The sequence below is a fragment of the Mycobacterium sp. genome, assembly GCF_046091765.1.
Classification (GTDB): domain Bacteria; phylum Actinomycetota; class Actinomycetes; order Mycobacteriales; family Mycobacteriaceae; genus Mycobacterium.
The window spans coordinates 1-6,213 of the sequence record NZ_JBJTCF010000032.1 but is presented as its reverse complement, the minus strand read 5'-3'; the positions used below and the strand labels follow the sequence as shown (position 1 = coordinate 6,213).

General features: G+C 70.1%; 4 protein-coding genes, 1 tRNA gene, 1 other RNA gene and 1 pseudogene. 3 read left to right on the top strand and 4 right to left on the bottom strand.

Annotated elements, in window-relative coordinates; all coding sequences use genetic code 11:
• The 3 genes from ACKOB8_RS02860 to ffs all read right to left on the bottom strand — a co-directional run.
• Window positions 1–1,426 (bottom strand): DNA polymerase III subunits gamma/tau (locus tag ACKOB8_RS02860; RefSeq protein WP_526375434.1); only part of this gene is annotated, 1,426 nt, incomplete at its 3' end.
• 17 nt (window positions 1,427–1,443) lie between these two features.
• Window positions 1,444–2,733 carry an aspartate aminotransferase type Ic gene (locus tag ACKOB8_RS02855; RefSeq protein ID WP_526375432.1) on the bottom strand — a complete coding sequence of 430 codons (1,290 nt, stop codon included), beginning with the start codon at window positions 2,731–2,733 and terminating at the stop codon, window positions 1,444–1,446.
• 42 nt (window positions 2,734–2,775) lie between these two features.
• An RNA gene (gene ffs, locus ACKOB8_RS02850) (signal recognition particle sRNA small type) lies at window positions 2,776–2,870 on the bottom strand.
• Between the two features lie 68 nt (window positions 2,871–2,938).
• Between ffs and ACKOB8_RS02845 the strand changes: the two genes are divergently transcribed.
• Together ACKOB8_RS02845 and lucA are read left to right on the top strand one after the other, a co-directional pair.
• Window positions 2,939–3,024, top strand: a tRNA-Ser gene (locus tag ACKOB8_RS02845).
• A gap of 72 nt (window positions 3,025–3,096) precedes the next feature.
• A complete protein-coding gene (gene lucA, locus ACKOB8_RS02840) occupies window positions 3,097–3,900 on the top strand; it encodes a lipid uptake coordinator LucA (RefSeq protein ID WP_526375430.1) in 804 nt (267 codons plus the stop codon).
• A gap of 36 nt (window positions 3,901–3,936) precedes the next feature.
• Here lucA and ACKOB8_RS02835 read toward each other — a convergent pair whose 3' ends face one another.
• On the bottom strand, window positions 3,937–5,934 hold the full coding sequence (locus ACKOB8_RS02835; RefSeq protein ID WP_526375428.1) for a CocE/NonD family hydrolase: 1,998 nt from the start codon (window positions 5,932–5,934) through the stop codon (window positions 3,937–3,939).
• A 1-nt stretch (window position 5,935) separates the two neighbouring features.
• Here ACKOB8_RS02835 and ACKOB8_RS02830 point away from each other — a divergent pair.
• Window positions 5,936–6,213 (top strand): annotated as a pseudogene (locus ACKOB8_RS02830) (hypothetical protein); the annotation flags it as partial.

Below are 6,213 nucleotides of genomic sequence, written 5' to 3'. Positions count from 1 at the left end.
CCGCACCGCCCCGCCCTGCACCGCCCGCCGACGAGCCCGTCGCCGCCACGGCTGAGCAGCAGCCCGCGCGCGGTGATGCGGAGCGCTCACCTGAGGTGGCCGCACCCGGTGAACCCTCCGCCTCCGCGGTCCGCAGCCTGTGGCCGACCATCCGGGACAAGGTGCGCGAGCGCAGCCGCACCACCGAGGTGATGCTGGCCGGTGCGGGGCGGGGCGGCGCGGGTTTGGCTGACCGCGCGGGCGCGGGGCCGCGCTCCTGCGTCGGGATCGAGATGTCCAGCCGGGTCTCGATGCGCTCGACGCGTTGCAGCAGCGCCGACTCGGTGTCGCTGGCCGAAGGCAGCAGCAGCCGCGCGCAGATCACTTCCAGCAGCAGCCGCGGTGCGGTGGCTCCGCGCATCTCCCCGAGTCCGGCGTGCACGACCTCGGCGTATCTGGCCAGCGTCGCCGGACCGATCCGCGCCGCCTGATCGCGCATGTTGTCCAGGACGTCACCGGGCGCGTCGACCACGCCGCGGCTGACCGCGTCGGGAACCGCCTGCAGCACGATGAGGTCCCGGAACCGCTCGAGCAGGTCGATGGCGAACCGGCGCGGGTCGTGGCCGGCGTCGATCACCGACTCCACCGCGCCGAACAGCCCGGCGGCGTCGCCGGCGGCCAGGGCATCCACAGCCTCGTTGATCAGCGCGACGTCGGTTGCCCCCAGCAGCGCTAGCGCCCGCTGGTAGTGCACCCGGTTGCCCTCCGCCCCGGCTAGCAGCTGATCGAGCACGCTGAGGGTGTCCCGCGGTGAACCACCGCCCGCCCGGATCACCAGCGGGAACACCGCATCGTCGACATCAACGCTCTCGGCGGACAGGATCTTCTCGATGAGCCCGCGCATGGTGCGCGGCGCCAGCAGCCGGAACGGATAGTGGTGGGTGCGCGAGCGGATCGTGGAGAGCACCTTGTCGGGCTCGGTGGTGGCGAACACGAAGATGAGGTGCTCGGGGGGTTCCTCGACGATCTTCAGCAGCGCGTTGAAGCCCGCCGTGGTGACCATGTGCGCCTCGTCGACGATGAAGATCCGGTAGCGCGACTGCGCCGGCGCGTAGAACGCCCGGTCGCGCAATTCGCGGGTGTCGTCCACGCCGCCGTGACTGGCGGCGTCGAGTTCGACGACGTCGATCGAACCGCCGCCGCCGGGTGCGAGGGATAGGCAGGACTCGCACACCCCGCAGGGTTGCGGCGTGGGGCCGCGTTCGCAGTTCAGCGAGCGGGCCAGGATGCGCGCCGAGGACGTCTTGCCGCAGCCGCGCGGGCCGGAGAACAGGTAGGCGTGGTTGATGCGCCCCGCGGTCAGTGCCGTCGACAGCGGTTCGGTGACGTGCTCCTGGCCCACCACTTCGGCGAAGGTCGCCGGCCGGTACTTGCGGTAGAGCGCCACCCCAGCAGGCTACCGAGCTAGTCCGACCCGCGGGTGCCCAGCAGCGCCTCGGCGGCCGCCAGCAGAGCGCAGGTGGCCAGCCCGTCGATGGCCTGCTCGAGATCGGGCAGCGGCGGGAAACTCGGGGCGATGCGGATGTTGGTGTCGTCGGGGTCCTTCTGGTACGGGAAGGACGCGCCCGCCGCGGTGACGGCGATCCCGGCGTCCTTGGCCAGCGCGACGGTCCGCTTGGCCGTGCCGGGCAGCACGTCGAGGCTGACGAAGTAGCCGCCGCGGGGATCGGTCCAGGACGCGGTCTTGGACTCCGCGAGGCGCCTGTCGAGGATGTCGAGGACCATCGCGAACTTCGGTGCCAACACCTTCTGATGCGCCAGCATGTGGCGGCGCACCCCGTCGGCGTCGTGCAGAAACCTCAGGTGGCGCAACTGGTTGACCTTGTCCGGCCCGATCGACTTCTTGCCCGCGTGGCGAAGGAACCAGGCGATGTTGTCCGTCGAGGCACCCAGGAAGCCCACGCCGGCCCCGGCGAAGGTGATCTTCGAGGTCGAGGTGAACACATACGGGCGGTGCGGGTGACCGGCGTCGGCGGCCAGGCCCAGCACGTCGACCTGCCGGACGAAATCTCCGGTCAGGGTGTGCACCGGATAGGCGTTGTCCCAGAACAACCGGAAGTCCTGCGCCGCGGTCGGCATCTGCGCCAGCCGGCGGACGACCTGCTCGCTGTAGACCGCACCGGTGGGGTTGGAGTACACCGGCACGCACCACATCCCCCGGATCGTCGGGTCCGCCGCGACCAGCTCCTCCACCCGGTCCACGTCCGGGCCGTCCTCGCGGATCGGCACGGGGATCATCTCGATGCCGAGGCTCTCGGTGATCCCGAAGTGACGGTCATACCCCGGCGCGGGGCACAGGAACCTGACCACCGGTTCGCGAACCCACGGGCGGGGCGAGTCCACCCCGCCGTGCAGCATCGAGAACACCACCGCGTCGTGCATGAGTTCGAGGCTGGAGTTGTTGGCGGCGATCAGGTTCGCGACCGGGATGCCGAGCAGTTCGCCGAAGAGGGCGCGCAACTCCGACAGCCCGTGCTGGCCGCCGTAATTGCGGGTGTCGGTGCCGTCGCGGTCGCGGTAGTCCGCGTCGCCGGGCAGCCCGAGAAGGGCGTTCGACAGGTCGAGTTGCTCGGCCGACGGCTTGCCCCGGGTGAGGTCCAGCGACAGTTTGCGGCCCTGCAGTTCGCCGTAGCCGCGGTGCAGCAGCTCGAGTTGGGACTGCAACTGCTCACGGCCCAGGGACTGAAAGGACACCGTGCCCCTTTCCAGAGACCGGCGCGGAGTGGTCGCCGCACCGAGAGGGGACCCCGCGCACCCGCCAGAGCCCGTTGACCCTTACTGCCTTCCAGCCCTGGGGGAGTTCACAGGATGGACGCCGCGCGGGGTCCACGACGAGTCTAGTACCAGGTCGAGTACCAGCCGAAACAGGTCACCGGCCCGGTCGGCTACCATGGCCCGCGGAGGATTCGCCTAGTGGCCTATGGCGCTCGCCTGGAACGCGGGTTGGGTTAATAGCCCTCGCGGGTTCAAATCCCGCATCCTCCGCGCCCGTCCGAGGTGCGCTCCGATTCCGGTCGCGCCTCGGACCCACGAAAACGGAACGACGGACGGAGGGACATGGGGCGCCGTGCCGCGACCGCGCTGCATCTCGCCCTGTTCCTGGTCGGTGCGGCGCTCTATGCGGTGTTCGTGATTCCGCGCTGGTGGGTTCTCACCGGCGACCTCCCGGCCTCGCTGGCGACCGCCGGGCGCATCGCCGCCGGAGTGCCGATCGCACTGGCCGCGCTGCCGGTCGTGCTCAACCTCAAGCGCGCGCTCAAGCCGGAGAACGACACCCCCGAACTCGCGCTGCGGTTGCGCGCCTGGTCGCTGCTGCTGCACGTGGTGGGCGGCGCGTTGATCATCGCCGCGGCGATTGCCGAGGTCTGGCTGAGCCTGGGCAGCGCGGGCGCGTGGCTGTTCGGGGTCTACGGCGGCGCCGCCGCGATCGCGCTGCTGGGCGCCCTGGCGTTCCAGCTCGCGTTCGTCGCCGAGAAGCCGCCCCGTGCGCCCAAGCCGCCCAAGCCGCCCAAGCCCGCCAAGGAGTCCCGGCGCACCCGCGCCAAGCGCCGCAAAGCCAAGTCCGCCGAGTCAGCCGAATCCGCTGAGTCCGCTGAGTCCGCTGAGGAGCCCCGGGATTCCGAGGACGCCGAGGAGGGCGTGCCGTCAGCGGAAGCGGAACCCGACGGGGACGCCGCCGAGACCGGCGATACCCACGCCGAGGCCGAACCCCAGCAGACCGAGACCGCCACCGAAGCCGAAGCCGAAGCCGACACGGAGGCCGAAGCCGACGCCGAAGCCGGGGACGCCGAACCGGTCACCGCCGGTGGCCTGCGCAACAGACGTCCCACCGGCAAGAACCGCCACCGCTTACGTCGCTGACGCGGAGTCGGGCTCCGCGTCAAGCGGTGATGTGCCCTACCACCACAAGGACACGTCGTCCTGCATAGCGTCCTCTCCCCGCTGAGGGGGAAGGGCACGCAGCGGCAGATCCAGCTGGACGTTGGAGATGTTGATCGCCCCGATGGAGGAGTTGGCGAACAGCGAGGAGTACCCGACGATCTGCAGGGTCAGCGAATCCCCGGCACCCACCGTGTAGACGATGTCCTGCAGCGGAATGCTGACGCTGCCGGCCTGACCGTCGAGGGTGACCGGGATCGCCGAGACCATGTTGCCCACCACCAGACCGGTGGTGTTGTCGATCAGCTGCGCGAACACCGCCTTGCCGTTGCCGATGCCCTGGTAGTCGAAGCTCAGCTGCGGGGCGCCGACAATCTGGCGGCCCACCGGCGGGGTGACCGTGACGTTGAGCGCATTGGCGGCCGGGGTGCCGAAGGTCCCGTTGTAGGGGAACGAGGTCACGAACGAGGGCAGGTTGTCGCCCTGCAGCGGCCCGGAGCCGCCGATCACCGGGATGATCGGAAGCATCCCGCCGGTACCGGTGGCGGTGTAGGGCGTGGGCTGGTTGAACCCGTCCTCGAACGGCAGCAGATCCGAGGTGTAGCGGGTGCCCTTCTGGTCCCACCACTGGAACCTCGGAATGTCGGCGGCCGGATCACCGATCCTGGCGACGTAGGTTTCCAGCCAGGCGATGGTGTCGGTGACGAGCCCTGAATCCTGCGTCGGATTGGGGTTCCGGCAGTAGCCGTGGCTGCCGCAGTACCAGGCCATCTTGAGGATGGTGCCGTGGGGGTTGGCCAGGATGGTCTCGGCGTTGGACACCGACTGCGCCAGCGGGAACAGTGTGTCCACCGTGCTCTGGATCAGCAGCGATGGAGCCTGCAGCTGGTTGAGCAGCGACGTCGGCCCACTGCTGCCCAGCACGGCTTGCGCCGATTCGTCGATGGCGCCCAGCAGCAGGCCGGTCAGCACGGCGCGATAGATCTGGCTGTTGATCCGCGCGCCCGTGGTGAGCAGCGCCAGGCTTTCCACCGTGGCCCACGCTGACTTGAAGATGTCGTCGGGGTACAGCGAGGAGTTCTGCGAGTTCCAGGAGATGCCCGGAACGATCCCGTCGACCCGCGGATCGGTCGCGGCGGTCACCCACTGGATCCCCCCGCCGTAGGAACCGCCCACCATGCCCACCGCCGGATCACCCGGACCGTCGAGTTCGACGAGCGGGTTTTCCGCAGCCCAGGAGATGATCGCCGAGGCGTCGCGGCCCTCGTAGAACGGGTTGTCCAGCTGCAGGATCCCGCCCGAGGCGAACTCCCCACGCGGATCCCAGGTGATCAGGTTGAAGTTCGCATCACGCAACACCGCCGGGCCGGGCACGAACTGCTCGGTGCCGCGAAGGGCGTAGGGGTCGGTGACTCCGGCCGCACCCAGACCGGGTCCGTTGAGCACCAGCGGCGAGGTCGTACCGGCCTGGGTGTCGGAGGCCGGGAAATAGTTGGTGCTGATTCCCACACCGTCGAAGGAGGTCACCTTGTAGGTGAACGCCACCGGGGTGGTGGCCGGCGCCAGGGTGGCCATATTGACCTGGATCTCGGCCAACGCCGACGCCCCGATGATCGGGGCGAGCAGCGAACCGACCAGCGGAGCCTCGCGCAGCAGATCGATCAACGGTCCGGCCAGCGTTCCGATCAACGGCAACCCGGTCACGAACGCGTCGAAGTCGGTCACCTCGGTGACCCGCACGTTGAACGTCTGGGTGTTCTTGCCCGCGCCGGTGTCCAGATTCCAGGTCAGATACGGCAGCACCGAAAATTCCTGCGCGGTGGCGGAGAAGCCGGGCCCGGCGAACGTCAGTTTGCCGATGTCTTGCTCGCGGACGTCGCGGTCGGTGCTGGTGTATTCGTACTTCAGGCACGAGCTTGTCTGCGTGGCCGAGCAGGAGGTGTTGCCGAACCGGGCACTGGTCGCGTTGAGGTTGCCCCGCACGCTTCCGTCGAAGAGCTCCACCCTCGGGGCCACCGTGATGCCATCAGCGGCGCCCTGCCCGGCGCTCACCGCCGCCCGGGCGACCGCGGCGCGCTGCGGTGCCGAGGGCCCGCGCCGCTCCGGCGATCTGGCGGCCGCCGGTTGCGGCGCCACCGCGGTGCTGCGCGCCCCGGCCCGGTCGGCCCTGGCCGCCCCCGAGCGCTGTGCGCGCGCCGGACCCGCCGACGGCGTATCGGCGGGCGCACCGGCCGAGGGCGCATCCGCGGTGTCCGCCAGCGCCACCCCCGACCCGGCAAACAACGCCGCCGCACT